Source organism: Bradyrhizobium sp. Kon69, assembly GCF_055807515.1.
Window position 1 is genome coordinate 160,090 of record NZ_JBVVOS010000009.1, and the last position, 26,137, is coordinate 186,226.

General features: G+C 59.5%; 16 protein-coding genes, 3 pseudogenes and 1 riboswitch. Of the genes and pseudogenes, 10 read left to right on the forward strand and 9 right to left on the reverse strand.

The features are described from left to right. Positions 1–703: 703 nt before the first annotated feature. The 5 genes and pseudogenes from AC0L3U_RS14435 to AC0L3U_RS14455 all read right to left on the reverse strand — a co-directional run bounded on the left by AC0L3U_RS14435 (position 704) and on the right by AC0L3U_RS14455 (position 8,120). A complete protein-coding gene (locus tag AC0L3U_RS14435) occupies positions 704–2,104 on the reverse strand; it encodes an aspartate ammonia-lyase (RefSeq protein ID WP_259217617.1) in 1,401 nt (466 codons plus the stop codon). A 99-nt stretch (positions 2,105–2,203) separates the two neighbouring features. After that, positions 2,204–3,259: a LysR family transcriptional regulator gene (locus tag AC0L3U_RS14440; protein WP_259217616.1), complete on the reverse strand. Its 1,056-nt coding sequence runs from the start codon at positions 3,257–3,259 to the stop codon at positions 2,204–2,206. Positions 3,260–4,317: 1,058 nt separating this feature from the next. Next, positions 4,318–5,523 (reverse strand): MFS transporter, encoded by a 1,206-nt coding sequence (locus AC0L3U_RS14445; RefSeq protein ID WP_259217615.1) that lies wholly within the window; start codon positions 5,521–5,523, stop codon positions 4,318–4,320. Positions 5,524–6,403: 880 nt separating this feature from the next. Beyond that, positions 6,404–6,713, reverse strand: a pseudogene (locus AC0L3U_RS14450) (transposase); the annotation flags it as partial. Between the two features lie 1,200 nt (positions 6,714–7,913). Further along, positions 7,914–8,120: a cold-shock protein gene (locus AC0L3U_RS14455; RefSeq protein ID WP_219682983.1), complete on the reverse strand. Its 207-nt coding sequence runs from the start codon at positions 8,118–8,120 to the stop codon at positions 7,914–7,916. A 414-nt stretch (positions 8,121–8,534) separates the two neighbouring features. Here AC0L3U_RS14455 and AC0L3U_RS14460 point away from each other — a divergent pair, with 414 nt between their 5' ends. Then, positions 8,535–8,840 (forward strand): hypothetical protein, encoded by a 306-nt coding sequence (locus AC0L3U_RS14460; RefSeq protein ID WP_259217614.1) that lies wholly within the window; start codon positions 8,535–8,537, stop codon positions 8,838–8,840. 615 nt (positions 8,841–9,455) lie between these two features. On the opposite strand, the pseudogene AC0L3U_RS14465 reads toward AC0L3U_RS14460, so the two are convergent. The 3 genes and pseudogenes from AC0L3U_RS14465 to AC0L3U_RS14475 form a co-directional block, all read right to left on the reverse strand. Beyond that, positions 9,456–10,676: pseudogene (locus AC0L3U_RS14465) on the reverse strand (IS91 family transposase). 22 nt (positions 10,677–10,698) lie between these two features. After that, positions 10,699–11,532, reverse strand: a pseudogene (locus AC0L3U_RS14470) (tyrosine-type recombinase/integrase). Positions 11,533–11,790: 258 nt separating this feature from the next. Beyond that, positions 11,791–12,480, reverse strand: a complete 690-nt coding sequence (locus AC0L3U_RS14475) for an IclR family transcriptional regulator (protein ID WP_259217612.1) — start codon at positions 12,478–12,480, stop codon at positions 11,791–11,793. 164 nt (positions 12,481–12,644) lie between these two features. On the opposite strand from AC0L3U_RS14475, the gene AC0L3U_RS14480 reads away from it, so the two are divergent. The 6 genes from AC0L3U_RS14480 (at position 12,645) to AC0L3U_RS14505 (ending at position 17,949) form a co-directional block, all read left to right on the forward strand. After that, positions 12,645–13,433 carry an ABC transporter ATP-binding protein gene (locus AC0L3U_RS14480; protein ID WP_259217610.1) on the forward strand — a complete coding sequence of 263 codons (789 nt, stop codon included), beginning with the start codon at positions 12,645–12,647 and terminating at the stop codon, positions 13,431–13,433. Next, entirely contained in the window at positions 13,420–14,190 is a 771-nt protein-coding gene (locus AC0L3U_RS14485) for an ABC transporter permease (RefSeq protein ID WP_259217608.1), read from the forward strand. The genes AC0L3U_RS14480 and AC0L3U_RS14485 overlap by 14 nt, the downstream gene beginning before the upstream one ends. A gap of 31 nt (positions 14,191–14,221) precedes the next feature. Next, a complete protein-coding gene (locus tag AC0L3U_RS14490) occupies positions 14,222–15,244 on the forward strand; it encodes an ABC transporter substrate-binding protein (protein ID WP_259217606.1) in 1,023 nt (340 codons plus the stop codon). 50 nt (positions 15,245–15,294) lie between these two features. After that, positions 15,295–16,560, forward strand: coding sequence for a CaiB/BaiF CoA transferase family protein (locus AC0L3U_RS14495; RefSeq protein WP_259217605.1), 1,266 nt, complete (start codon positions 15,295–15,297; stop codon positions 16,558–16,560). Positions 16,561–16,615: 55 nt separating this feature from the next. Continuing rightward, positions 16,616–17,443 carry a citryl-CoA lyase gene (locus AC0L3U_RS14500; RefSeq protein WP_259217604.1) on the forward strand — a complete coding sequence of 276 codons (828 nt, stop codon included), beginning with the start codon at positions 16,616–16,618 and terminating at the stop codon, positions 17,441–17,443. A 167-nt stretch (positions 17,444–17,610) separates the two neighbouring features. Beyond that, positions 17,611–17,949, forward strand: coding sequence for an SMP-30/gluconolactonase/LRE family protein (locus AC0L3U_RS14505; RefSeq protein WP_310473285.1), 339 nt, complete (start codon positions 17,611–17,613; stop codon positions 17,947–17,949). A 920-nt stretch (positions 17,950–18,869) separates the two neighbouring features. On the opposite strand, the gene AC0L3U_RS14510 is transcribed toward AC0L3U_RS14505, so the two are convergent. Beyond that, positions 18,870–19,328, reverse strand: coding sequence for a GNAT family N-acetyltransferase (locus tag AC0L3U_RS14510; RefSeq protein ID WP_259217603.1), 459 nt, complete (start codon positions 19,326–19,328; stop codon positions 18,870–18,872). Positions 19,329–19,952: 624 nt separating this feature from the next. On the opposite strand from AC0L3U_RS14510, the gene AC0L3U_RS14515 reads away from it, so the two are divergent. The 3 genes from AC0L3U_RS14515 to metE all read left to right on the forward strand — a co-directional run bounded on the left by AC0L3U_RS14515 (position 19,953) and on the right by metE (position 25,347). Further along, complete coding sequence (locus tag AC0L3U_RS14515) at positions 19,953–21,167, forward strand: EAL domain-containing response regulator (protein WP_259217602.1); 1,215 nt, start codon at positions 19,953–19,955, stop codon at positions 21,165–21,167. A 576-nt stretch (positions 21,168–21,743) separates the two neighbouring features. Beyond that, on the forward strand, positions 21,744–21,947 hold the full coding sequence (locus AC0L3U_RS14520; protein ID WP_007600001.1) for a 4Fe-4S binding protein: 204 nt from the start codon (positions 21,744–21,746) through the stop codon (positions 21,945–21,947). Between the two features lie 785 nt (positions 21,948–22,732). Next, positions 22,733–22,932: riboswitch (cobalamin riboswitch) on the forward strand. Between the two features lie 99 nt (positions 22,933–23,031). Beyond that, the gene (gene metE, locus AC0L3U_RS14525; protein ID WP_259217598.1) at positions 23,032–25,347 is read left to right on the forward strand and encodes a 5-methyltetrahydropteroyltriglutamate--homocysteine S-methyltransferase; all 2,316 of its coding nucleotides are present in this window, start codon (positions 23,032–23,034) and stop codon (positions 25,345–25,347) included. Positions 25,348–26,137: the final 790 nt, after the last annotated feature.

Here is a 26,137-nt window from a genome sequence, read left to right on the forward strand (position 1 = left end):
CAGGTAAACACTGGCACGGTCATCGACAAGGCCTATAGCCAGAGCATCTTGATTGACCTTACCTTATACTCAAACCGAATGTCGCATACGACATAAACAACGGCTGGGAGTGGGGAAACTTCAGCTGGGCCCCAGTCGAGACGACGGATGAGATTCTGACGCGCGCAGCTGCCTCTCGGCATCGGATGGATTTCGCGTGCCTCAGTGCCGTCTTGAATACGGCAGCGAACGAACGAAAAAATGTTGGGCCCGTGTTCGAACCTGCGGGACTCGATCACGCCTCGTGAATGTATCATCAGGTGAATCAGGCCGTAACCAGCTATCGGAGAACTTGCACATCTTGATCGGGCTACCGGCCGAACAGGATGTGAAGATTGGCGGAGGCCAGGACGGCCCCACGCGAATGGTTAGAATACGTTATCGACAATTTCTTACGTGTTTGCTGATTTTGCCGATCACTGCCCCTGGCACTTCGGCCAGGCGCGTCCGTATAAGCACGACTTGAAGAGAGGCCGGAGCACTGACCCATGAACAAGCGGCCTCTCGATCGCGGCGCATCGTCTCATCCGCCGCATCGGGTTGAGACAGGGCGATGGCGAGTTGGCTGTGGTATGACCTTCGTAGGTTGATCCTCCGGTGTTGTGCATCGACTCGCGGCATGCTCGTGAGCCCTTCCCGTACAAGGGCAGGTGCAGAATCGCGCTCATGCGCCATTCTCGCGATAACGGGTGCTCTCGTGCAGCATCTGCAAAACCGCGCTACGGTTCAGAAGTCCGCGGTCGATCGCGATTTCGACGAAGGGCCGCATTTGCTCAGCGGCTGCAAGGACAAGTGTCGATACCTGTTCATAACCCAGGCGCGGTACGAACACGGTCGCAAGAGCCGAAGATTGCATCAAGTTGCTGAGCGACCGTTCCCGATTTGCCCGGATCCCCGAGATGCAGTGGTCGGCAAATATTCTGGCCGATCGCGTCAAAAGCTCGATCGAATCGAACAGGCGCGAGGCGATGACTGGCTCGAAGTGATTGATTTCGAGTTGGCCGCTCAACGCAGAGAGAGATACTGCGGCGTCGTTGCCGACGATAGCGAACGCAACTTGCTGGATCATCATCGGCAGAACTGGATTGAGTTTACCTGGCATGATCGAAGAACCGGGCTGGAGAGCGGGCAACCGCAACTCGCCAAGCCCCGTATTTGGCCCAGAGCAAAGGATGATCAGGTCAGAGGCAATTTTCGCCAATACCTCTGCTGCGATGCGGATTTCCGACGACACGCGTGCGAAGGCGTCGGCGTTCTGCATGGCATCGAACATGTCGTCGCCTGGGCGTACCGCGGCGCCCAAGATCGCCTCAAGATGTCCATAGACGGCACGGCGATAGCCCGGCACTGCTCCGAGCCCGGTGCCAATCGCAGTGCCTCCGAGGGGAAGCACCATCAATTCCTGGCGCGCCACGGACAGCTTCAAGGAGAGCCGCTTGATCGCTGATGCGTAACCGCCGAACGCCTGACCGAGCGTCATCGGCTGGGCGGCCTGCATGCATGTGCGGCCGACGCGCAATACGTCAGCGAATACAATGGCCCGCTCCGAAAGAGCGGCCGCCACCTGTTCCAGCGCACCCACCAGATCGCCGGACTTTTCGTGCGCCGCCAACTTGAGCGCCGAGGGCAGCACATCGTTCGTCGACTGGCAAAGGTTCACGTGATCATTTGGGTGGATCACGTCGTACCGGCCGGGCTTTTCACCGACAATTTGCAGGGCCCGGTTCGCCAGAACCTCATTCATGTTCATGTTGATCGATGTGCCGCCGGAGCCTTCGAGCAAATCGATGATAAACTGCCGATCGTGTTTACCAGCAATGACCTCGTCCGCAGCCGCGATTAGTGCTCCTGCTACTTTGGCGTCGAGGGCTCCGAGCTCACGGTTCGCCGCCGCGGCAGCGCGCTTGATGCGCGCTAGTGCCCGAAGAAGTGCCGGCTGATCACCGAGCTTCTGGAGTGAGATGTCGAAATTCTCGCTCCCACGCAGGGAGGCCAAGCCGTACAGGGCGCGCAGCGGCAGCTCGCGCGTTCCTAGACTGTCTATTTCGGTGCGAGTCGCTGACATCTCTGATCCCGGGTTCGGACGCTACGCAAACAACTCTCTCCGAAGACGGGCGAGAGTTAAAGCTGAGATCGGAGATGTTATGGAGGCTAATAAGTATGATTAATTAGGGATATACTGTTCGTCGAGCGTCCGGGTGGAGCCGCCCGCAACGCACCGGCAGGCGGCGTCCTCGTGAGCGAGCGGATCCAACACGATGCTGCCGACGGAACGAGCCATCCAGGGAATTTGAGCAGCGATCTGGGGCAAGGTCCAGTTCCGCAGGAGCACACGAATATCATCCGCTATTCGCGCAGCCAACGTGTCTAATCCGCCTTGCTTAGTCACCAACGCGATCGTGCGCGAGAGGCCGGTCGCCGGCAATGGCATGACTTCGAGCGCCGGTCGATGGACGGCAGCCTGCAATATGCACAGGGGTGTTGTAATCGCCACGCCCATGCCATTGGCGACCATCGAGAGCAGCGAGTCCGACGTGTCGAACGACATCGTCTGCGGATGCTCTATCCTTAGACGCCGGAGATGACGTTCAATTTGCGTTCCCATGTGCGAACGCGCAGTGTAGCGGATAAGTCGGTGCTCGAGGAGTAGGTCGTCCAGTGGACGATCGCGAAGAGTATCCGCCCAGGCAATCGGTGCTACCAGGAGGAATGGCTCGCGCAATAGGGGTAATGGGGTAACTTCGTCAACGCCCTCCATTGGATCCGATGTGACAGCTGCATCGATCTCGTTGCGCATCAATGCCTCGGCGTGCGCGGGTACCAGCCCCGAATACGCGCTCACGCGAAGCGCGATTGAACCCGCCATGAGGCTGCGGACCAACAGTGGTCCAACTGTGGACGCGAACGTGTCGATCATCCCGAGCCGAAGGTCCTCGCGTTCGGGACGCGCTGCGGCGGCCCGCATTTCCTCGACAGCTCGTCCGACGCGCAGGGTTATCTCGCGCATGTGGGTGAGCAGAGCTTGCCCCGCCTCCGTGGGCCCAAGAGGACGACGATCGCGACGGACGAGGGACGCGCCAATATGCGCCTCCGCGCGCTTCATCGCTTGTGAAACGGCCGATTGAGTGATGCCAAGTCTGAGGCCGGCCGCGCTCATGCTGCCCTCTTCGATGACGACAGCCGCGACTTCCAGTACACGCAAATCAGGCAAGCTAAACATAGGAAGCTTACGCTAATGGATTTTTATCGGGTGTGCCACTAGTCCGATTTTGCAGTTGCGGCGAGTCAATCTGCTCGACAGGTTGGCGCACCGGAAACTCACGCTGACCGCGGAAACAGCCGCTCCAAAGCCGCAGCGGTGGAACTGTTCGATGAGACTTCATTTACCCACATTTCCAACCGCTCCAATTTCGGCGCAGAGTTCGATCCGGTGTGTCTGGAGAGTCCGCGCCAGATGACAACATTTCCGAGCGCATTGTGGCAGGTCGCTTCACTCGTTTCGGGATGGCCGTCGCATTGGATCATCGGCCGTTGGTCGGACGTGTCTAGCGCGTAAACTTGATCTAGAGGCCGCGCCGATCTTGCGTCTCGTCTTAAGGCACCATCATGCGCGTTCATTGACAGTAAGCCCAGTTCTAGACCATGGCTTTGAGATCCCAGTGGGTCTAAGGACGCAATTGATCAAAGTCGCTGCTTGGAATGCCATTGTGATGCTGGTGAGCGCTCAATCAGGAAGGCACGCAAATAGGTCATCAGCTTGCTCATTTCGCGCAGGAAGGCGATGATGGCTCAGCTGCTCGGCAGCGCCTCAGAAGAGCCAGCAAAGAGCGCCTTCGGTTGAGCGCGATAGGACCGATCATCGAGAAGCGCGTCACACGCCAGCGTGAGGACGCTCACGGGATGAAGAAGGCGAGCTTGCCCGTCTGTCGGGTAGCGCCAATTATGATGCTAGAATGCCGGGTAATCTCAGGACAGAGACATTGTTGTGTGGAAAGAATGCAAAAGTGTTCCGCAGTGCGGTAGACCGCTCGACCGAATGCTCCTCGCAATGCCGCAACGGCGCAATCGCCCGAAATGTTCGCGTACATCGCCAGAAACCTCGATGCCGAGTTCCTCAACGAGTTCTCGGGCAAGGCCTGGCGTGGTGTTTCACCCCCTTCGACCGGTCCGCTTGGCTGCACGAACATTTTGGTCCAACGCTCGCGTACCAGCGGAAGGTTTCGTGCGACATTCGTGGTAGGGCACGCGGCGATCCGCGCGTTGCGCACGGCTGCGGCGTTATCCATCAAGCAACGCCCCCTTTTTTAGATCACCCTCTGGGGCTGCTTGCGGGAGAACTATCAGCAGAGGGATGATGACGACCATACCAGCTGCCAGCATCACTCCTGATGGGCCGGCTACAGTCAACATCTGGGCGCCAAGGACGGCTCCGAAGCCGATGGCCGAATTGATGACCGCCGAGTGCATCGCGGCAGCAGTCATCACTGTCGAACCGGCGGCGCGCAGGATCCAGGTCTGGAGTCCCGCGAACAGCGCCGCGACGGCAGCGCCCCAGATGACCAGCAAGACAAGGACCCGGCCTGTCCCCAAGTGGGGACCAAACCATCCAAGGCCAACGAGCGCCAGACACAGAGCAAGCAGCCCCGCAGTGATGATGGGCTTCATGAAGCGGTCGATGAGGACGCCCGCCAGGATGTTCCCCAGGAATCCTGCTCCGCCAAAGCCGAACAACAGCGCGCCGATCATGACTTGGGCAACGTTTGGAATCTCGCTGAGGAATGGTTCTATAAATGTGTACGCCCCGAAATGCGCCGCCGCCATGAATGTCGTTACGGCATAGATCCCCAACAGGTCATGCCTGCGGCAGACTGATCCAAGCTCTCTCCATCCCGCTGGCGTCCCGGCCTGCATTTTCGGAAGAACTGCCACCATCAGGGCTGAGGTGATCAGTCCGATGGCGCCAATTAATCTGAACGCTGCACGCCATCCGCTCACCTGACCGACGAAGTTCGCGAGCGGCACGCCAACAACGGTCGCCATCGAGATCCCGCCGAATACGATTGCCATCGCAACACCCATACTGCGGGACGGCGCAATCTTAGACGCAACCGCAGCCGCCATGGCCCAATAGAAACCGTGAACGACAGCGCCCACCGTGCGTGCCAGCAACAACCCTTCGAAAGTGTGAGACATCGTCGCCGCAAACGTTGTTGCGGAAAGGATAAGAGTCAAGGCGATGAGTAGCGGCTTGCGAGGAAACTTCTGAAGCAGAACGGGTGACAACAGACCGCTGGCAGCACCGATCCAGGCATAGAGGGCCACCGTGAGCCCGACCGCTGCCTGATCTCGTCCGAGGTCGCGAGCAATCTGAGACAACAGCCCGATAGGTGCTATCTCTGCCAAGACGATGTGAAACGAGGCGATGCCTAGCACGATGACGGCGAGCCAGATGCGGAGCGAAGATTCTGTGCCGTCACTCGTCATTATTAAACATCACTGTACGAAGGATCCGCCCGTTTGATTTGTCGATGATCAGCCGCTGCTTGTACGCATTTTTCATCCATGGACGTGGCGCCGCATGGCACGGGCGTCTCTCCGGATGTTAATCGACCTGCATCGGTGGTATCCGATCGTTACGGTTGCATGGGTCGTTCTCTCCATCAACTGCGAGAGTTGATAGTTGACACACGACAAACGGCACTCGGTGTCCTCGACTGGCGTCCTGAGTGGGACTGTCGTTCCGGCCGGCGTCGTGAAAGAGGGCCTGACCTTACTCGAAGAGCTGCGTCGCTCGCCACCAGGCGCTGCGCTTCGCCAACCCCGCCAAACGAACGGTGCAATAGCATCGTGATGCCTTTCGTGCGTTCGGACGGCCTGCAGATTGCCGAGCTGCCAACACCGAGGAGGAGGTCTCACTCACGATGTCCCGGCACTGCTTCGGCAGCTTTAGCAGGGCGCTCGCGGATCATGATCTCCGGGGAGCCGCGATTGCCTCGCCTGCGTACGCGCGCGCTGGGTGTCAATCGGCCCTTTAATTGCGGTTTGTTGTCAAAACTTACATTTCTGAACTCGCCCACGGCACGGTGGTAGTGCTCGCGCCGTCGGAGCTGGTCCGGATTGCGGAGACGGCGCGGGCCGGCTGATACGTGCATTAGATCGCCGGGGCTGGTTGAGGTCTTCGCTGGGATCATGGTCCTTTCCAAGTCGCGCAGCGCCTCATGATGATGTCGGGGTCGGGCGCCTCAACGTTTGCAGCGGAGTGCGGACGAGCCGCCACCGCCTGATTGACCGAGGCCGCCACAACACCGTCCCAGCGAGACATCGCCAGTCCGGCAGACCGGACCAGGAACTCTACAAGATCGGATCAGGCTTCCTTCCTCTGGCCCCAGTCGAACGATGTGCCGTAGACCCAGATACAGTGAAGAAGGATGGCGAGTTTGCGCGCGATGGCGACCTTTGCCTTTCGCATGCCAATCCGCTTAGCGAGCTTCATGCCCCAAGCCCTAAGAGAGGACCATTTCTTCGTTCGATGAAGCAGGACGATCGCCGCCTCGTACAGGTAGGTTGGGAGAAGACGGTCGCCCCATCGTGATATCTTGCCCAGTTTCGCCAGAGTGGTTGCGTCGAGGCGTAAGACCCAGATAGGCGCCGACGCTTGATGCCGATCGGAAGCGCGATGTTTCAAGGTGCCGTCGCATGCGCTGGTTCATTAGGAGGACGGATCGAGCTTTAGCATTGATGCTAGCAGCCGCTCCGGCTTTGAATCCTCAAGTGGGCTTCAACGCGCGATGCCAACGGGCCGTATGTTGGTCCGTGCGAAGCCCTAATGATGGACGGAAGCGTTCCGCGGTTACATAAATTAGACTACGAGGGGCGCGGATCGGTGGTGGACGCCCGAAATGTCCCGGCTCAGCAAAATCCCCTTGGAATTCCGATAGGTGAGTTCGGCATTGCCTTCGTGCATCTCAAAATTCGATTTTCAGTTCTAGCCGGTTCGCTGCGCCAGGAGGATTGCCAACCTCCACGACGAGAGGCTCTAGGGCGGAGAGCGATCCCATAATGGCGTGGCGACCGGACGAGCACTCAACCAAAGATGGCCCCGCCCAATTAAGGTAAATTCAATCCAGCCCTGCCCCGACACTTATTGATGTGAAGGTAAACGATCATCGCCGCTGCGTATCATTTCTCGGCGAGATCATCCAGCACTTGAAGGGCGACTACGCGGTTGCAGCTTCAGCGTACGAGCCAGGCGTGTGGCTGAGCAAAGAACGCGGCGACCGCATGCACAACCGCGGCCGCAGGTGCGGCGTCGTGCTCCCCGAGATCCCCGAAGGCTCCTGATGGAGGGCGTTGAGGAGCCTGCCCACAATCTACGAATTGCCTGCTTGTGAGCCCTCGAGGCTGGCGACCTTGACCGGATCCAACGTCCGGCGAAGGGAGCTCGCGCATCAATAGCCTGATATCGTAGCCCTCTCGAACGCGCGAGAGTCCTTGCTTAGGTTTCCCATCCCTTCGTTGGTCCACACTGTTGAACTCGCGCCGCAGCACGGTATCGGGTTTGATCAGCGCCGGCGCCACCACCTCCGGTCCAGGATGATCGGGGAGGATGACCTTCCGACCAATAAGCCGCTCGCGAGCGCCTTCAAATCGCGCTATGACGAGCGGGCGGACTGACTGTTACCCGTCTACCAAACGGGACAAAGAGGCGATGCGCTAGCGAGCATCGCTAGCTACGTTCTTTTGTATTCGGACCCGCGAAACGTCGAAAATTGGCGAGAAATGAAACGACCCCAGTGCTTAAAGAGGCTGGGGTCGTTCCGAGGTAAGCGCCAGACTTGGGCGGGGGGCTGAGGCCAGACGCCTACGACATGAAATCAGACACGCAGATTTTCCGCACTGCTTTTACCGCGCCTCGGGTCGACTTTAAGCTCGTAAGAGACTGCCTGCCCTTCCCGCAGGTCAGAGAGGCCAGCGCGCTCCAGGGCGCTTATGTGTACAAAAACATCTTGGCCGCCCCCATCCGGCTGAATGAAGCCGAAACCCTTCGTCGCGTTAAACCATTTCACAACACCCCTCGCCACTCCCATCTCCCATTTGAGCAATACTGTAGAGTAGTTCTGGTCGGACCATTCGGGCGGCGCCGATTCGCCCATTGACGCACAATCTCCGCTGCTTCGGCGTCAGCGTAGTCGCTTGAGGAGTTCGAGCATGGCGAGCCTGGGCGATCATGCTTTCATGCCAGAGACCAGGCACAGCCGACGGGTTTGACCCAGGTCGCATCGTTCTGATCTTCCATCCTGTTGCGTCACTTGGGTGACGAAGGTTACGTTGGTGGGTTCTCCTAGCAGGGAAGCCGCGAATTTCATCGGCCCAAATGGCTCATCGGCCACTATTTTGCGGACAAGCAGCGGCCTCGCAACTACCAAAAGGGGTAGCTGGACGAGCGTACCGCACCAAATTAGCATGCTCCCATGACTGGTCGGAGAACATGGAAGATGAACTGGAAGAAGGAACTGGAGGCGCTGGTTCAACAATCCGCGGCACTCGTAGAACGCGCACGGAGCGTAGCGCCTATTCCAAAGCTGATAGCACCCATCGCGCCAATCGCAAAAGCTTCCCCACCCGATTCTCCCCCGCGGTTGAGCTGGGACACCTCCGAGCGAGAGCACATCAGCAAACGAGTTGCGAATTTCAGAGCGCATCAAGAGCGCGTGCGCCGCGAGCGCGACGAATATTTTTCCCACACGATGCAACGGACACGGGATCTCGCGAGAGGCCACGGCTCCGACGAACAGATGTAGGCGGTCGGAGAGTCGCGCAACTTTGCTAACAATCCGCCAAATCGCGCCAGAAGAGACGACTGTGGCCGACCACCGGCTGGGAACGGCGAGTAGCCGTGAGAGTCGTACGAGTCTCCAAGAGACGCCCGTCACAGCCCATCTGAGGATTGCCGCGCGCTGAGGATTGCCGCGTGGTGTCCTCACGCCATAGGTTGCCCTCGTACTGGATGCGCTGGGGGGCAACCACGCGATCGTTGTAGTGGCGCCGCCGACGCCCACACGAATCTGGTGCATGGATTTTGCACCGCCGAGGAAGGCGTGGGTGTTGACCCTGCCCCTCGGGCTTAATCCAGTTTGAAGTTCGTTCTGGCCGAAGACGAGGACCAGAGCATGCAGCACATTCGAGATCGGAAGGCCCGATCTGCTGGCTCGGCGCGTGAGGCAGAGACACGAGATGTGCGCATCGGGGAAGAGTTGAGATCAGACGCGCTTCACTGGAGATCGCGATAGGCATTTTGCTGCATCGGACGGTTGTTGTCGCGCAGTGTGAAAGCACGGAGTCGACATCGTCCGCGATGATCGAGACGCTGGGAGCGAAATGACGAATGATGATCGTCGTGCACGGCATGACTTGGCTCACGATGTGTCGCATCGGAACGGTGATGTTCGAGGGATGGAGCTTCTGAAGCTGTGTCGAAAGCGCTCAATGATGCGCATGACGCCACCACAATCCGGACAGGCAGGAACTTCGGCCCAGGTTTGAGCTTCCGAATCCACAGGCGGCGGCTGGCTGTCGTTTGGGCTGTCTCATGATCGAGAAGTTCGCGGCAAAGGGCGAGCTTGGCAGCGCGATGGCGGTTGGCCATGAAGCCGAAGTGGCGGATGCGATGGAAACCATCGGGCAGCGTATGAAGCAGGAAGCGGCGAATGAACTCGTCGGGCTTGAGCTTCATGATCTTTGTCGCGCCGTCCTGGCGGTAATCCTTCCATGTGAAGGCAACATGATCGTTGTCGGGTGCGACGAGCCGGCTGTTGGCGATCGCGACGCGATGGGTGTAGCGGCCGAGATAGGCCAGCACCTGTGCGGGTCCGCCGAAGGGCCGCTTGGCGTAAGCAACCCAGTTGACGCGCTGCATGGCTTTGATGCGACCAGCGAAAGAGTCGAGTTCGGCAAGAGAAGCAAGATCGCCGAAGAAGCGCAAGGCGCCGGCGTGGAAGGCCCCGATCAGGCGTTTGAGAAAAAGACAGCGAAAGAGCCGGGACAGCGGTTTGACGGCCAGGAAGAAGTTCGGTCGGCTGGCGATCCAGCGTGTTCCATCAGGTGACGGGCCGCCGCCCGGCACGACACAGTGAATGTGGGGATGATGCGTTAGCGATTGTCCCCAGGTGTGCAGGACCGCGACGCCGCCGATCTCCGCGCCGAGCCGGCGCGGATTGGCAGCAAGCGGCGGTCATCGCCTCGGCGGCGGCCCTAAACAGGATGGCCTAGACGACCGCCTTGTTTTGGAAAGCAATCGCGGCGATCGGTGCAGGAAGCGTAAAGACGACGTGGAAGTAGGGAACCGGCAGCAGGTCGGCTTCTCGCGCGGCAAGGCACGCGGCTCGGGCTGGCCCCTGACACTTCGGACAATGCCGGCTCCGGCAGGAATTATAGGCGATCCGCGTCATGCCGCAGTCATTGCGGGCCTCGACGTGGCCGCCGAGCGCCTCGGTTCGGCACCCAACAATGGCGCTCATCGCCCGCCGCTCGACGCGACCGTGATGACCGGCATGGTCACGACGATAGGCGTCGCCATGCCGGCGCAAGATATCGGCAATGTCAATGGCGGTCGGTGCGGGCGGACGTCGGGGGGTCATAAGCCGGATCCCGGAGCCGTTGTCATGCCGGTGGCGTCACCTCCAGCGACAGGCGGTCGAGCGGGCTCTGGGTCGCCCGGATCGTATGGGTGGCGACCTGCGTGTAGCGCGCGGTCGACGACGGATTATTGTGCCCGAGCAGAACCTGGCCGATCCGGATGTCGATTCCGTTCTCCAGAAGATGCGTCGCGAAGCTGTGGCACAGCGTGTGCAGCGTGACGCGCTTGGTCAGGCCCGCAGCCTTGACCGCCGAGCGGCAGGCGGCATGCAACTCGGTCGGATCAATCGGGTGACCTTCGTCACGCCCAGGGAACAGATAAAGCCGCGGCCGGGCGAGCCGCCAGTAGGTGCGCAGGATGCCGAGCAGTTGGGACGACAGCATCACGTTGCGATCCTTCGCGCCTTTGCCGTGGCGCACCTGGATGACACCGCGGGTGCTGTCGATGTCTTCGATCCGCTGTCCCGCGACCTCGGAGGCCCTGGGGCCGGCCGCATAGGCGGTGGTGAGCGCGGCGCGGCTCTTCAGGCTTCACACCGCCTCGAGGAACTGCACCACTTCGTCGGCGCTGAGAACGACCGGCAGCTTGCGGGGCTCTCGCGCATAGGGAATGCGCTCCGGGATGAGCGCCTCGCCGAGCGTGACGCCGTAGAAAAACCGTAGCGCACAGACGATGATCTGGCTCAGCGCCGGCCATGAGATGTCGGTCGAGACCAGATGCACCTGGAAGGCCCGGACGTCTTCCAGCTCCAACCGCTCCGGCGATCGGCCGAAATAGCGGCTGAACTTCGAAACCGCGCTGATGTAGGATCGCTGCGTCGCCGGCGACAGATTGCGGACTGTCATGTCCTCGATCATGCGGCGGCGAAGAGGCTCAAATCGGCCATCTCAATACCCTGTCTGAGGGGGGCTCCAACACCCACATCCTCTCAGCAGGAGGCGATCTACGCCACCTCGCCACGCACGCCGCGACAGCGGCTTCTGTAGGGATGGGTGGCGTCGAGATCGAGGATGATCTGCAGGCCTCAACAATGCGAGAAATGCGCGCTACGCTCAGGAGAGGCCATTGCGGCACCCGCCGAGCTGTGCGTTATAAACAGAACGCTGCCATGTAGCTCAGCGCTCAGTTGCAGGCAGCAAACCAATCAGCGCTTTAGCCTCGGACTTCAGCACTTCAACGGCAGATTTCCGAGCATCTGCATCAAAGCGAGTGCGAATGGCGGAGACTGAGAGCGCGCCCCGCAATTTGCCATAGACATCGATTACGGGCACCGCTGCGGCCGCAACCTCAGGATCACGCTCGCCGATCGAGACGTAGAAGCCACGATCTCTGATCTTCTTTCCATCAGCGAATGCAAAATCGCGGTAAGCGGTAAGAACGCGGCCCGCAGCGCCGCGATCAATCGGCAATCGTTGTCCTTCTTCGAGGTGATGCCGGACGGAACGCGGAGAATTAACGCGATAAAGGCAAATGCGCTCGTCGCCCTCCGCGATGTAGAAGGATGCGGTCTCTCCGGTTGCTTCGACCAGACGATGGAGCGAGGGTCTGATCAGGTCACCGAGGTCCAGCCCACGCTGATAGAGCGCCCCAAGGCGCCATAGCTCCGGTCCGGGTCGAAATAGCCGGTCGGTCCCCCGCACCAGGAATCCGTCCGCTTCCAGGGATGCGGCAAGGCGAAGGACCGTGCTCTTGTAGAAGTCGGTCGCCTCGGCAATCTCGGTCAGCGTCATGGCTGCTCGCTCAGCGCCGAAGGCCTTGAGGATCGCCAGGGCGCGCCCGACCGCATCAACCCCAGTCTTTGCCATTGATACAGTCCTCGTGTTCTGTCGTGCAGAACAGATATCCAGAATGGATAGAAAGTCCAGTATTCAATGCTCATCTGGGTTCTATGTTGCAGAATGCAATTGACTCCGGATGTAGCGCCATTTACCTGTTTTGAGGCTTAGAACAGGTTCTGCGGAGCGAAACAATGGAAGGGCAGCCGGCACTTGCCGTCGACCTGCGCGACGTGATGATTCGCTTCGGCGACTTCACCGCCGTGAAAAGCATGAACCTCCAGGTCGGCGAAACCGAATTCGTTGCAGTGGTCGGGCCGACCGGCTGCGGAAAATCGACCATTCTCAATACTGTCACCGGACTGCTGAAGCCGGCCGCCGGCGAGGTTCGCATTTTCGGCAAATCGCTTAGGGGCCTGAACGGTCAGTCCGGCTACATGCTGCAACAGGAAGGGCTGCTGCCCTGGAAAACAGCCCAGGACAATGTCGGCCTCGGGCTGGTGTTTCAGGGAAGCTCGATCGCAAAGGCGCGCGAGCAGGCGCGGCCCTGGCTCGCCAAGGTCGGCTTGAAGGGGTTCGAGGAGCGCTATCCGCATCAATTATCCGGAGGCCAGCGCAAGCGCGTTGCCATGGCCCAGACCCTGATCATGGAGCCGAAGATCGTCCTGATGGATGAGCCTTTCTCCGCGCTGGACGTTCACACGCGCCGCCTCATGCATCGCATCCTGCTCGAGCTATGGCAGGCGGACCGGCGCTCCCTCGTCTTTATCACCCATGATCTCGATGAGGCGATCACGCTGGCGGACCGCGTCGTTGTGATGTCTGCCGGTCCTGCCAGCTGCATGGTTGGCGATGTCAGGATCACGCTGTCCCGTCCACGCGACGTCTTGGCACTCCAGACCACGGATGAATTCGTCGCGCTCTATCGTGAAATCTGGTCGCTGCTCGGCGCCGAAGTGGAGAAAAGCTATGCGCAGGGGTAAGGTTGCTCTCACGCAGTTCGCCATCGTCCTCGGTGTGATCCTGATCTGGGAACTGGGTGTGAGGGTCGGGCTGATCGATCCTTTCTTCTTTCCGGCACCATCGACGCTTGTCGCAAGAATAGGCGAGTGGATGTCAACATCGGACTTCTGGACCGATGTTGGGACAACACTGCTGGAGACGGTGCTGTCTTTCCTGGTTGGGATCGGGATCGGCACCGCGCTTGGTATCTGGCTCGGCTTAAGCCCGTTTGCGGCCGAGGTGGTCCAGCCCTTTATCAAGATGTTCAACGCGATCCCCCGCATCTTGCTAGGACCCATCTTCGTCATCTGGTTCGGATTGGGGCTCACCTCCAAGGTCGCGCTCGGGGTAACGCTGGTCCTCTTTGTCGCATTCTTCAACACGTTTCAGGGGGTCCGCGAGGTCAATCCGGTCGTGCTCGCGAATGCCCGCTTGCTGCGTGCATCGAAGTCCTCGCTGCTGCGCCACGTCTACCTGCCGTCCGCCACCACGTGGATCCTGTCGAGTCTGCGGGTATCTGTCGGCATGGCCGTGATGGGAGCGGTGGTCGCCGAATATCTCGGTTCGTCCGCAGGATTGGGGCACCTGATTGCGCAGGCCGAGGGCGTCCTTGATGCCACCGGTGTCTTCGCAGGGATCATCGTCCTCTCCGCCTTCGTCATCGCGCTCGATGCCATCGTCGACCGGGTGGAAAAGCGGCTGCTGGTCTGGCGGCCGGCACCTGCCCACGAAGTTTGATCGTAGCGCTCCCATTCTCACGGAGGTTCCCATGCACGCTTTTCCGAGACTGATGGTGGTTATCGCGGCAGCTGTATTGCCGCTCATTTCAGCGCATGCCGCCGAGCCCGAGAAGACAAAATTGAAGATCGCAGTGGGATCACAGATCCTCAACTATATGCCTCTCGAGCTTGGTGTGAAGCTCGGTTCGTTTAAGGACCAGGGCCTTGAGGTGACCGTCGAAAACTTCCAGGCCGGTGGTTCGAAGGCTTTGCAGGCGCTGGTCGGCGGTTCGGTGGACGGGACAGTCGGCTTTTACGATCACACCATTCAGATGCAGGCGCAGGGCAAACAGATTTCCTGCGTGTTCCTGCTCAATGACATTCCCGGCGTGTTGCTCGGTATCCGCAGCGGCCTCGCTGACAAGGTCAAGTCCGGTGCCGACCTGAAGGGCCTCAAGCTCGGGATCACGGCGCCGGGGTCATCGACCGACACCATGGCGCGCTACTACATCAAGAAATCTGGGTTGGGTCCGCGCGACGTGAACATTATCGCGGTCGGCAGCGGGGCACCCGGTATGGTGGCACTCGAGGCCAGGAATATCGACGCGCTCGTCTATTTCGACCCGATTGCGACCCTTCTCGCGCGCAAAAAGAGTGCGACGCCGCTGTTCGACGCGCGCACACTCGAAGGCTCAAAACAGGCCTTTGGCGGAATCTATCCGACCGCCTGTCTCTACCTGCAGCAGACTTTCATCGACAAAAATCCAGAAACGGTCCAGCGCCTCGTCAACGCCTTGCTCAAAACCCACCGCTGGATCAACACGGCGTCGACGGAACAACTCGTCGACGCGATGCCTCCTGCATACAAGACCGACAATCGCGAGGTGAACATCGAGATCATGAACGCGTCGAAAGCGCTGTTCTCGCCAACAGGTCAGATGGACATCGAGGCGGCCAAGATCCCGCTGGCTGTCCTAGGCGACTTTGATCCGAAGATCGCAGCCGCAAAGATCGACCTGATCAAGACCTTCACGAATCGATTCGCGGAACGTGCTGCGCAGCAACTGAAATAAGTTGCGTACTAAGCGCTCGCTATCGGATCACCTACAAGAAGGCTCTTCAGATGTCTCTGCCGCTAACCGGTATCCGCGTTCTCGACCTGTCAAACGTGTTGGCGGGTCCGTTCTGCGGTTACCATCTTGCGCGCCTTGGCGCGGAGGTCATTAAGGTGGAAAATCCGAACGGCGGCGACCTGGCGCGGCGCCTCGGCGCGGATCCGCAAAGAGCGGAGCGCCTGCAGGGACTCTCGTTTGTCGCTGTGAACGCCGGCAAGCAATCGATTGCACTGGACCTGAAATCGGAAGCGGGCCGCGAGGTGTTCTTGCGACTGGTCAAGGAAGCCGACGTGGTGCTCGAAAACTTCCGGCCGAAGGTGATGGAACGCCTTGGCCTCGGCTTTGATGTGCTTGTCAGGCTGAACCCGCGTCTGGTCTACTGCGCGATCTCCGGCTTTGGGCAGAGCGGACCGTGGTCCGCCCGTCCGGCCTATGACCAGATCGTCCAGGGTCTCTCCGGAGCCATGAGCGTCACCGGCGATATAGCCTCGGCTCCCCTGCGCACGGGCTTTCCGATCTCGGACACGATTGCGGGACTGACTGCTGCGTTTGCTATCGCCGCGGCTCTGGTCGACCAGCGGCATAGGCAACGGGGTCGGTTCATCGACGTGTCCCTGCTCGAGGCCACCATTGCGGCGATGGGATGGGTCGTCTCCAACCACCTGAACGCCGGGATCGAGCCGCAGCCCATCGGCAACGAGAACTTTACCGCGGCTCCCTCCGGCACGTTCCGCACCGCAACGGGCCCGCTGAACATTTCCGCCAACGAGCAGAAGCAGTATCAAGCCCTATGCGACCTGATCGACCGACCGGACCTGAAGACGGATCCACGCTTTGCTGGACGCGAGATGCGCAAGGTGAACCGCGCTACGCTGAGCGCGGAGTTGAACAAGGCATTGAGTTGCAAGCCCGCTGAGGAATGGGAGGCCCAAATGAACTTGGCTGGTGTCCCTGCCGGCCGTGTGCTGACGGTCTCGCAAGTGTTGCAGCAGCCACAGGTCGTTGAGCGCGGATTCATCGAGACTTTGGCGCCAGAACAAGACGATGCGCAGCCGTTACGAATCACGCGGCCGGGGTTCCGGCTGGATGAGGAGTTTTCGGTGCCTTCACCACCTGCGACGCTCGGAGCAGACACTGAGCGATGGCTGCAGCGGCTCGGCTATTCGTATGCGGAGGTTGAGCAACTAGTCTCAAGCCGAGCCGTCGGGAGGCCAAAGCAAGGAGAGGCTGATTTCCTGCCCGTCCGCGCAGCCACGGACGGACCGATATCATGACATCCGACGGCTTGCGTCGGTTGGCAATCGGCAGGTTGAAAGGACGGAAGCGGAAATGAGCGAAGAAGAACTGAGACAGCAAGCGGCCAGTTGGTGGCGAACCTCCATTTGCGATATCGCGCCAGGTCGCATCGCCTATCGGGGTTATCCAATTGAAGATTTGATAGGCCGCGTTTCTTTTCCCGCCATGATTTGGCTGATGTTACGTGGCAATCTGCCGACGCCAGCACAGGAGCAGCTGCTGCAAGCTGCGCTGGTTGGATCCGTTGACCACGGTCCGCACGCGCCCTCCATTGCAATTGCCCAAATGGCGGTGAGCTGCGGCCTGCCCCTGAATGGCGCAATGGCCTCGGCAATCAACACGCTCGATGACGTGCATGGCGGAGCAGGGGAGCAGGCTATCGAACTCTACGAGGATGTGCTGCGACGGCGCCAAGGGCGAGAGATCGAGCAGGCCGCTGGCGCTGCAATCGACCATTTCACCGCAACCCGCAGCAAATATCTGCCGGGCTTTGGCCATCGGTTTCATCCAGTCGACCCGCGCGCGGCCCCGCTATTGGCGCTGGTGGATGCCGCAGCTGACGAGGGCAGTGTCGGCGGCGATTATGCCAAGGCCGCTCGCGCGATCGAGCGGGTGATGCAACAGCGCAAGAGCAAGCTCATTCCGATGAACATCGATGGCGCGACCGCGGTCATTTACGGCGAACTGGGCTTCGCCTCTCCGCTCGCGCGGGGGGTCTTCTGCTTGTCGCGCGCGGTCGGAATCCTGGCTCACGCCTGGGAGCAAACTGGGCGCAACGATCGCAACAAGGGCCCGATGCCCAAGCAGTTCGGCTACAAATACGAGGGCCAGCCGCGTCGCAGGCTCGAAGGCGCATCATGAGCATCTCGAAAACCCGCCCAAGCTGATGGAGGTTAGCGTGTTCTCGTCGATGCCGGCGGAGTTTCGTCGCCCGGCTGTTTCTTCGGAATGGGCAGACGCGAACCGCGGGGCATATCCAGTAGATTGTTTCATCGAGGGACCGTCGTTCGACCAGTCCGGGAATCTCTATGTCGTCGACATCCCCTTCGGCTGCATTTCCGGATTTCACCGGAGGGCGTCTGGTCTTTGATCATCGAATACGACGGCTGGCCGAACGTCTGAAGGTTGCTCCGGACGGCCGGGTGCTCGTGTCCGACTATATCAACGGTCTCCTGGAGCTCGATCCACAGAGAGGGACCATCCGACCGTTGCTGGGCCACCGCAATTCCGAGTCCTTCAGAGGCTGCAACGACCTGCATATCGCGACCAAAGGCGACATCTATTTCACCGATCAGGGCCAGACTGGATTGCACGATCGGACCGGCCGGGTATTTCGACTTTGCCCTGACGGCCGGATCATTGCTTGATTTCTAATGGCCCGGGCCCGAATGGCCTGATCAGTTCGGACGAGACCGTATTGTTCGTTGCAATGACGCGCGACAATAGCATCTGGCATGTACCGCTGATGCGTGATGGCGTGGGGAAAGTCGGACGATTCAGCTGGTTCTTCGCGACGAGCGGTCCTGACGGACTGACGGTCGATCAAAAAAGGGCGGCTCTTTGTCGCGCATGATTCCCTCGGCCCACGTTTTCGTATTGGCGCCAAACGGCGAAGCGGTCCGCTTGCATCCAGTCCTGCGCATGGGGGAGCTGCACGAATGTCGTATTGGACGCGGCACTCGGCACATTGCTCATTACGGAATCCTCTACCGGATCAGTGTGATGGCTGATCTCGCGCACCTTCCTCGAAATTCGCCAGCAGGAGTGGCAAGGTGGTGCGGAATCCTTTCACGCGCCGGTCCGCCGCACCAAGATGCAGGAAATGAGACTGGTAGACGACTGGCTGGCCAGTTGCCGAGAGAATGTAATTGGTGACGAATGGATGGCGTTTGTGTGGGTGATCTCAAGCCAGAGCCAGTAAATCGCACTGCATGGGAAGCGCAAACGAACGATTCGTAAGGCTGGGTCGGGCTTCGCCCGCGACGGGCCGCAGCCGACCTGTCGCCTTTTGGTCGGGCGGGTCGCGGTATCGCTTCCCACAATGCAGAATGATTGATCGCTGATATTTTTGAACGTTCTCGCCAAGAAGGCCGAAGAGGTAACCGCTCGCGGTGGGAGTCAGCACCGCATCAGCGTCAAAGGTTCTCGATCATGCTGGGCCGCGACGCACGCGTGAAGCGTTCGTTTTGAGAAGCAACAAGCCCAGGATTGACTGCGTGAAGGACTTTACCGATAGCACGCTAGCCCAGGAGCGCTTTAAGTGTGTGGCGCAGAGGTCGTACCACTGTCAGAGCCTCTTGCGCGCGCGCAATCCTCCAACCCGATATCCCCTCTCCTCGTAGAAGTGGCGTACCCGTTCTAGGGCCGGATAGCCATCCGGAGGCAACGCAACCTCAATCATCTGCCAGCCGCGTCGCTTCGCCTCCGAATCTACCGCCTCGAGCAGATGCCGACCGCAGTCAGAGCTGCGGAAGTCACGAGAAATCCATAGCTCCTGAAGCACGCCGTACGCTCCGGCTGCTCTCACGGCCTGTACGGCCGAGATGCTAGCTACCCCTACAATCTGCCCGGTGCCTTGTTCCTCGACGACAAAAATGAAGCCCTGCCCGGGATCCTGAATCAGGCGCAACGCCGCCTGCTTCGCGCCTCGAAGGCTGAACTCCGGTCCGAGGCCACCTAACTCGGAAAGTAGCTCTTCGACCGCTTTTGCGACCGCGTTCTCATCTCCTGGCACGCTCTTGCGCAAAGCCGTGCCCGCGCTGGACGTGCCTCGCCCTTCAGCGCCAACACGAACACCTGACCGAGCCCTCTAGAGGAAATTCATGCTCAGGAGGATACAGAAAACGCAATTGAGAGCAACTATCTGGCTCGGTAGGAAGCAGCACGTCCACACTCGCTATAGGCAACAGAGCTGAGGTAATTGCAAGCCATTGCCGTTCTCAGAATCGACTGCGGCTTGAGCAGCTGCGAACTCATGATGGGCTGCCTTCGATTGGAAAACAATCACCAAACGGCACACGCCGGTCATGTCGATCAAACGTTCGTAAGAGTGATTGCCGATCGTCGCTCACGAACTACTCTATTCAATAAATCGTGCGCCACGATGATCGCAGCGCCATAGAGCGTCAGCTCGGTCCGTCCGAAGGAGAGATTCCCACCTCGCGTACGACATCGTACAAAGTTGCGCGAAGCGCGACAGGTATCATACGCGTGCGCCCGATAAAATCGTCTGAGCAAGATCGCGAAAGATTTTGCACACTAATGCACTATCTTAAGCTTATCTCGAACAATCGAAAGATATCGGGAAGCACAGCTTGTTTGGACCTTCGCTCCTCGTTTAAGGCACCGTCACGGAACGGGAGTGGTTGCGATGGAACATGGGCAGGCCGAACTGGTCAGACGGAAACCTGTAATCTTCGGGCAACGTAAGGTGCGGCCGCGGGCATGCCTGGCCGTCGGCAAGCGGCATCTGCGCGCCTTTCTACGGGATGTGCTGGAGGATATGGGATTTGTTATCAGCGAATGCAGGACTGCTGATGAGTTGCCGCATGTACTCCGCACGGAGTTCCCTGATCTGATCCTGCTCGGCATTGGCTCGGACCGCATCGAGCCTGGACGATTGCTCGAGATACTGGTGCGCGAAGAATTTGCAGGCCGAGTGCTGGCGTTCGGAGCGCGCGAGTCGATCATCATGGCGGCAGTGCAGCAGGTCGGCAGTGAATATGGACTTGCTATGCTGCCGCCGCTCAGGGCGCCGTTTGCAGCCGAGACGTTGCGCGATCGGATCGGCATGCTCTTGCCAAGAGAGCCGGCGCCCCGTCCCGCGGTCCATGTCGGAGAAGCCTTACACGCTGGCTGGCTTGAGCTCTGGTATGAGCCGAAGTTTGACGCGTGTACCCTTAGCCGCCGCGGCGCCGAGGCGCATGTGCGAATGCGGCACCCGACCTGGGGCGTTGTTCCACCGGCCTATTTCATCCCGGAACCTCACGATCCGCATTTTAGGAACTTGTCGCAGTTCGTGATCGACCGCGCGATCAAGGATTGGCAGTATCTTCTGGAGCAGCAAACTTCGATCGATCTCTCCATCAATCTCCCGGCAGCATTCCTGATTGACCCGCAGGCAGTACGCGATCTCTGTCGGCGCATGCCGTCGCACGCCGCTTTCGGCGGTTTGACGATTGAAATCGAGAGCGTGGAAGCGATCCAGAACCTAGATCTCCTGGTCGAGGTTGCGCGTGAGGTTCGCTTTCACAACATTGGCCTTGCAATCGACAATGTCGGTGCCAATTGGCCGCAGCTGATGGGGAGGACAAAATTCCCGTTCATGAAATTGAAAGTGGATCGTCAGTTCGTCGGCGGCTGCGCGAATGGGCCCCTCAAGCGAACGGTGTGCCGCCATATCGTCGATCTAGCCAAAGAGTACAATGTGCGCACCGTCGCCGAAGGTGTGGAGAGCCAGGCTGACCTAATTGCCGTGGCCGAACTCGGCTTCGACCTTGCGCAGGGCCATCTGTTCGGAAAAGCCATGCCACTGAAGCAATTTGCACAGTCATCTTTCAACCCTGCTCCAGCTGGTCTAAAATAGTTGCGAGTGGCTGAGTGCGGCCAAGCGACGCTCACGAGCACCGCCATGCCTACTCGGCACCAGGCATGAGGCTGAGTGCAATTCGGTCTGCAAGGCCAGTGTCGCTCGTCCCGCCGCCACTTCATTTCCCTCCGAAGCTTGTTATACCACAAGCCCGTTTTGGCAAGCCTCCAGCGAGTCCTCCGCGCAGCTAGCGTTGCAGCCATGAGCGAGGCTTGCACAAACCTCCAGTCGGGGTGTGTGACCGGAGGTTTGCCGAGATCCAACGTAGACCTGCGTCCGTTGGCGGTTTTTGCCGTCGCCGGTTGAGGAAGCGTCAGCCTCGCTTGCCCCCGCGCTGACGTGCCAAACAAACCGACGGACGCTTCCAGCGTCAAGTCGCGACTGACTCTCGCAAGAGGGCCCGAGGGCTCGTAGCCTGAAATTGAAGCGACCTGTTGCTGTCGCAGATGCAACATGGTCTCAGACCCGGGACAGCCGAATTGGGCAAATTGCCCAACATTGAGCGCGTCTGCGTTTGGCACGGCATTTGAAAGGGATCGCCCATGGCATCGCTCGCCTAAGGAGTCGGAAGGCATGGCTTACAAGATCGTCGCTTCGCAATGCACCGTTTGTGGCGCATGTGAGTTCGAGTGTCCCAACGCGGCGATCAGTCTGAAGCGCGACATTTACGTTATCGATGCCAAAAAATGTACGGAGTGCGAGGGCCATTGCGACACGCCGCAATGCGCGGTGGTCTGTCCGGTCCCTGACACCTGTGTCCCGTCCAAGACAGGATAGGCAGCCCGCGACCAAAAGGCCTCATCGCTCGATTTCGCGAACGAAGTTGTAGATGTGGGACCTTGAGGAGACCACGACCGCATGGGGCGCATCGAGGTCGATTAACATCGTTATGAGCTTAAGGCGCTGAGCGACTCCGAGGAACCCCTCAAAGGGCTCTGTCGGAGGACACCGTCGAATTTGTCACGAACAAGGACAAGGCCCTCGATGCTCAGTGGCCGCGTTAAGGCCTATCGTCGCTCGCCGCGAGTCGAGGCGAGGCAGACCGGCGTCGAGCGGCCACCGACGCATCGAAGCCGACGCAAAAGTCGCTCAGCACGTGAACACCTAGTGCACCGAGAAGATCATCTTGGCCAACCTCACGGAGCGGTCGACCTCGTGCCTGGTCGCGGGCCCGCCGAACACCAAGGAGCCGACCTGATCATCCGTGCGGTCCTGGAGCAATCCGGCTTTCGAAATTTTTAGGGAGCCTCGTGGGCTGTGACCAAACGGATGCCGGCCGAGGATGATCGCACCTTCCTGACGCGCAGGTTCGAAAAGCTGCTGACGGAAGGTCGCCTCCTCGCGATCACACAGATACCGAAAGCGGCCCGGGTTCGTTCCGGTGGTGGAGCTCAACCGTTACGCGAGCAGGGAGCGAATGCATTTCACAAGCGGAGCCTCCACGGATCAGGGCGTGTTCACCAGGCCGCGAGCAAGACCGTCGTACCCGCCTAGTGCGCTCGTAATCGCTTGGGCAATGTCGCAGCGAGAATCGGTAGGTTGACGCATCGATCCTCGTGCGCATAATTTCAAGCCGTCGCGGTCTCCGGATTTCGTTTGATCCGGAGCTAAGAGGGAAGCCGGTGCAATGCCGGCGCTGCCCCCGCAACTGTAAGCGGCGAGCCGCTGTCCAACGAAGTCACTGAAGCCATGCGGCTTCGGGAAGGCCGGACAGCAGCGACGACCCGTGAGCCAGGAGACCTGCCTCGACAAGATATCGTCCACGGGCGGGGCGTCCCGGTGTGCGCCAAGCAGTTGTCGCTCACGCGATGTTCGCTGTCTGCGTCCGCCATGGCCTTTGCCCCAACATGGGGTCTAAGCTATGTCAATCCTTTCGCTTCCCGTTGCCACACTGGGGACGTCACGCATCGGCCCACGACGCGAACTCAAATTCGCACTCGAGAGCTACTGGGCGGGAAAATCCAGCGAAGCCGAGCTCCTCGAGGCGGGGAGTGGACTTCGTGCCGCTAATTGGGCACGGCAGAAATCCCGCGGTGCGACCGTCATTCCTTCGAATGACTTCTCGCTCTACGACCATGTGCTCGATACCAGCCTAATGGTTGGCGCCATTCCCGACGTTTACGGCTGGAACGAAGGTCCTGTGTCGCTTAAAACCTACTTCACCATGGCGCGTGGCGCTCAAGACGGTGGTCACGCTCAGCATGGGCCCGGCGTAGCCGCACAGGAGATGACGAAGTGGTTCGATACGAACTACCACTACATGGTGCCGGAATTTCACCAGGATCAGATCTTTAAGTATGCCTCTCGGAAGCCGATCGAGGAATATGAGGAGGCAAGAAGCCTCGGTTATCAGACGCGGCCCGTCCTAGTGGGCCCAGTCACTTTCCTGAAGCTCGGCAAAAGCGTAAATCCCGCATTCAATCCGCTGTCGCTGCTTGATCGACTCCTCCCCGTCTATGTCGATGTTCTCCGCGAACTAGCCTCGCGCGGCGCTGAATGGGTTCAGCTCGACGAGCCATGCCTAGTGATGGACGTCGACGAAGCATCTCGGGCCGCTGTCCGCCGGGCCTATGCTCATTTCGCTAAGGCCGTGCCGGCCCTTAAAATCATGGTGGCCACATACTTCGGGGGTGTCGGCGACAATCTTGAAACAGTCTTGGCCTTGCCCGTTGCCGGGGTTCATGTCGACCTGGTTCGTGCACCTGACCAGTTGGACGCGATTGTCGCCAGAGCAGGTAGAGATCTCGTGGTCTCGCTCGGTGTCGTTGATGGTCGCAACGTGTGGCGCTCTAATCTGCCGGCGCTACTCGACCAACTTGCTCCTATGGTCAAAAAACTGGGCAGGGACCGTGTTCAGATTGCCCCCTCCTGCTCGCTGCTTCATGTTCCGACCGACATTGAACTAGAGATCGATCTCGATCCCAATCTGAAGACGTGGTTGGCGTTCTCAGTGCAGAAGATCAAGGAACTTTCGATATTGGGCAAAGCGCTGGCTGGCCATGCTGCCGACGTGACCGATGAACTCACGCTCTCAGAGGATGCATCCGTCACCCGCGAAACATCGCCGAAGATCCACAGTGCGAACGTCGCCGGACGAATGGCCGCGATCGACGATAGCATGCGTCGCCGTCGCAGTGCGTTCACCCAGCGCGCCGACGTCCAGCGCGTCGCCTTCGCATTGCCGATGTTTCCAACCACAACCATCGGATCCTTTCCGCAAACGGCGGACGTCCGCAATGCGCGTGCAGCTCATGCGCGGGGAGCGCTGAATGACACGCAGTACGAGCAGCTTCTGAAAGCGGAGACAGCCCATACCGTGCATTGGCAGGAAGATATCGGCCTGGACGTGCTCGTACACGGTGAGTTCGAGCGCAATGACATGGTTCAATACTTTGGCGAGCAGCTGTTGGGTTTCGCATTCACCAAGCACGGCTGGGTTCAGTCTTATGGCTCGCGGTGCGTTCGTCCTCCTATCCTGTTTGGAGATGTCTCCCGCCCGAAGCCCATGACCGTTAAATGGTGGCGACATGCGCAGTCTCTGACCAAAAAACCCGTCAAGGCTATGCTGACCGGACCGGTGACGATCCTGAACTGGTCGTTTGTCCGTGACGACATCCCGCGGAGCGAGACATGCCGACAGATCGCTCTCGCGATCCGAGACGAGGTCATCGACCTTGAGGCGGCTGGAGCGACCATGATCCAGATCGACGAGGCTGCGTTGCGGGAGGGATTGCCACTGCGCAAATCGCAGTGGAAGGACTATCTAGATTGGGCAGTGGACAGTTTCCGTGTTTGCTCCTCCGCTGTCGCTGACGGAACTCAGATCCATACGCACATGTGCTATTCCGAGTTCAACGAAATCATCGATGCGATCGCAGCAATGGATGCCGACGTCATTTCAATCGAGGCGTCGCGCTCCAAAATGGAATTGCTCGACGCTTTCAAGAGCTACAAATATCCTAATGAAATCGGGCCGGGCGTCTATGACATTCATTCACCGCGCATTCCCGCAGCAGCCGAGATCAAGCAGCTGATTGTGTTGGCGCGGCAGCGGGTTTCCGATCGGCAGCTCTGGATCAATCCCGACTGCGGACTGAAAACTCGAAGATGGGAGGAGGTGCGTCCCGCGCTCGTCAATATGGTGGCCGCCGCACGCGAGTTGCGGGCCGAGGCATGATCGTACGGAGCGTGTCGCCAACCTATCTGTGAATAAGATGAACGCGCTTTGGGAGCTCGCGATAACCTTGCGAGCTTCCAAAGTTTCCAGCGCCTACGAATGCCGGTTTGCCCCGGCGGAGGCGATCGCATACAGCGGCGACAAGCTCGAATCCGGCGGACGACCGCATGCCGGCCATACCGATTAGGTGACATATTCCCAGTCACTTGCGCTCGACGCGAACCACGATCCTATCGCTTCATTTATCCATCCCATGGATGCGTCCCATCACAACAATCTATTTTACCGCCCTTGCGGAATTTCATACCTAATTTGCGCCTTCGCGCGGTCTTCGGGAAGATTTGCTGGTATTCGGCGGTGCCAAAATACTGGCGCGTGACGGCAAACTGACGGTTGAGTTTCAGGGCTCGGCAGTCAAACCGCCTGCGCGATGGATCCCAGCTCCGTCAAGGCGCTGCCCGTGCCAACCGGACAGCTGGCAAGTGGTGAGCAAGTCCTGAAGTTTACGACAGGAGCGGAAGGCAAGCGGCTCGCTAACTTGTGCAGAGCGATATCCGCTTCTTGTTGTTTGACGGCGAGTGCCCTCGTCGTAAGTCGATCGCCGGTAGTCCTCCCTACCGACGAAAGCTGGAACGATGCGGAAAGCAGCGTCGCTCCCGCGTGACTTTCGCCCGGCCTCGCATTGAGGCCGGGCGGCTTTTTATGTGCCTGCTTATCAGTGACAGCAGGGGATCATTCATTTTGGCGTCATTGCGGGACCCCGGGTTCTTGGAGCGCATCTGTTGCTGTT

Coding starts and splice junctions, on each gene's coding strand:
- AC0L3U_RS14515 (WP_259217602.1), top strand. CDS start 19,953: ATGGAACATGGGCAGGCCGAACTGGTCAGACGGAAACCTGTAATCTTC.
- AC0L3U_RS14490 (WP_259217606.1), top strand. CDS start 14,222: ATGCACGCTTTTCCGAGACTGATGGTGGTTATCGCGGCAGCTGTATTG.
- AC0L3U_RS14500 (WP_259217604.1), top strand. CDS start 16,616: ATGAGCGAAGAAGAACTGAGACAGCAAGCGGCCAGTTGGTGGCGAACC.
- AC0L3U_RS14495 (WP_259217605.1), top strand. CDS start 15,295: ATGTCTCTGCCGCTAACCGGTATCCGCGTTCTCGACCTGTCAAACGTG.
- metE (WP_259217598.1), top strand. CDS start 23,032: ATGTCAATCCTTTCGCTTCCCGTTGCCACACTGGGGACGTCACGCATC.
- AC0L3U_RS14485 (WP_259217608.1), top strand. CDS start 13,420: ATGCGCAGGGGTAAGGTTGCTCTCACGCAGTTCGCCATCGTCCTCGGT.
- AC0L3U_RS14480 (WP_259217610.1), top strand. CDS start 12,645: ATGGAAGGGCAGCCGGCACTTGCCGTCGACCTGCGCGACGTGATGATT.
- AC0L3U_RS14445 (WP_259217615.1), bottom strand. CDS start 5,523: ATGACGAGTGACGGCACAGAATCTTCGCTCCGCATCTGGCTCGCCGTC.
- AC0L3U_RS14475 (WP_259217612.1), bottom strand. CDS start 12,480: ATGGCAAAGACTGGGGTTGATGCGGTCGGGCGCGCCCTGGCGATCCTC.
- AC0L3U_RS14520 (WP_007600001.1), top strand. CDS start 21,744: ATGGCTTACAAGATCGTCGCTTCGCAATGCACCGTTTGTGGCGCATGT.
- AC0L3U_RS14440 (WP_259217616.1), bottom strand. CDS start 3,259: ATGTTTAGCTTGCCTGATTTGCGTGTACTGGAAGTCGCGGCTGTCGTC.
- AC0L3U_RS14435 (WP_259217617.1), bottom strand. CDS start 2,104: ATGTCAGCGACTCGCACCGAAATAGACAGTCTAGGAACGCGCGAGCTG.
- AC0L3U_RS14460 (WP_259217614.1), top strand. CDS start 8,535: ATGAACTGGAAGAAGGAACTGGAGGCGCTGGTTCAACAATCCGCGGCA.
- AC0L3U_RS14505 (WP_310473285.1), top strand. CDS start 17,611: ATGTCGTCGACATCCCCTTCGGCTGCATTTCCGGATTTCACCGGAGGG.